At 52.8% G+C, this 953-nt stretch carries 9 tRNA genes and 1 other annotated feature (1 of these 10 running past the window's edge); all 9 genes read right to left on the bottom strand.

From position 1 onward, the window contains the following. Positions 1–20 precede the first annotated feature (20 nt). The 9 genes from G476_RS0102555 to G476_RS0102595 all read right to left on the bottom strand — a co-directional run bounded on the left by G476_RS0102555 (position 21) and on the right by G476_RS0102595 (position 850). A tRNA-Ala gene (locus tag G476_RS0102555) sits at positions 21–96 on the bottom strand. 19 nt (positions 97–115) lie between these two features. Next, positions 116–192 (bottom strand) — tRNA-Pro (locus G476_RS0102560). A 12-nt stretch (positions 193–204) separates the two neighbouring features. Continuing rightward, a tRNA-Arg gene (locus tag G476_RS0102565) sits at positions 205–281 on the bottom strand. 11 nt (positions 282–292) lie between these two features. Continuing rightward, a tRNA-Leu gene (locus G476_RS0102570) sits at positions 293–381 on the bottom strand. Between the two features lie 11 nt (positions 382–392). Beyond that, a tRNA-Gly gene (locus tag G476_RS0102575) sits at positions 393–467 on the bottom strand. A 48-nt stretch (positions 468–515) separates the two neighbouring features. Then, positions 516–600, bottom strand: a tRNA-Leu gene (locus G476_RS0102580). Positions 601–610: 10 nt separating this feature from the next. Beyond that, positions 611–686: transfer RNA gene (locus tag G476_RS0102585), tRNA-Lys, on the bottom strand. 4 nt (positions 687–690) lie between these two features. Then, positions 691–766: transfer RNA gene (locus tag G476_RS0102590), tRNA-Thr, on the bottom strand. 8 nt (positions 767–774) lie between these two features. Continuing rightward, positions 775–850, bottom strand: a tRNA-Val gene (locus tag G476_RS0102595). Next, positions 805–953 (bottom strand) — a sequence feature (most likely nonfunctional fraction of RNA operon); it runs 190 nt beyond the window's last position. (Overlaps the previous tRNA gene by 46 nt.)

Raw genomic sequence — 953 nt, forward strand, 5'->3', positions numbered from 1 at the left:
TAGTTTTCAAAGGTCAAAATTGGTGGAGCCTAGCGGGATCGAACCGCTGACCTCCTGCGTGCAAAGCAGGCGCTCTCCCAGCTGAGCTAAGGCCCCGTAAAGTAATGAAATTAGATGGTCGGGAAGACAGGATTTGAACCTGCGACCCCTTGGTCCCAAACCAAGTGCTCTGCCAAGCTGAGCTACTTCCCGTAAAAGAAATAATGGCGCGCCCGAGAGGAGTCGAACCCCTAACCTTCTGATCCGTAGTCAGACGCTCTATCCAATTGAGCTACGGGCGCATATATTATATTGGTGCCGAGGGCCGGACTTGAACCGGCACGGTAATCACTTACCGCAGGATTTTAAGTCCTGTGTGTCTGCCAATTCCACCACCCCGGCTAGGGTTTTAATGGAGCGGAAGACGAGATTCGAACTCGCGACCCCCACCTTGGCAAGGTGGTGTTCTACCACTGAACTACTCCCGCTTAATCTACGCAAACCTTACAGTATATCGTTTTCACTCATAATTTTAGTGGTGCGGGTGAAGGGAGTCGAACCCCCACGCCCTAAGGCACTAGATCCTAAGTCTAGCGCGTCTGCCAGTTCCGCCACACCCGCACTAAAAGAATGGTGAGCCATGAAGGACTCGAACCTTCGACCCTCTGATTAAAAGTCAGATGCTCTACCAACTGAGCTAATGGCTCTTAGTGGTGCTGGCCAGAGGACTTGAACCCCCAACCTACTGATTACAAGTCAGTTGCTCTACCAATTGAGCTAGGCCAGCAAAAAATATGGTGGAGGATGACGGGCTCGAACCGCCGACCCCCTGCTTGTAAGGCAGGTGCTCTCCCAACTGAGCTAATCCTCCATTGTAACTGCCTAGCGACGTCCTACTCTCACAGGGGGAGAGCCCCCAACTACCATCGGCGCTGAAGAGCTTAACTTCCGTGTTCGGCATGGGAACGGGTGTG

The sequence above is a fragment of the Alteribacter aurantiacus DSM 18675 genome, from assembly GCF_000429705.1.
GTDB classification, from domain to species: Bacteria; Bacillota; Bacilli; order Bacillales; family Salisediminibacteriaceae; genus Alteribacter; species Alteribacter aurantiacus.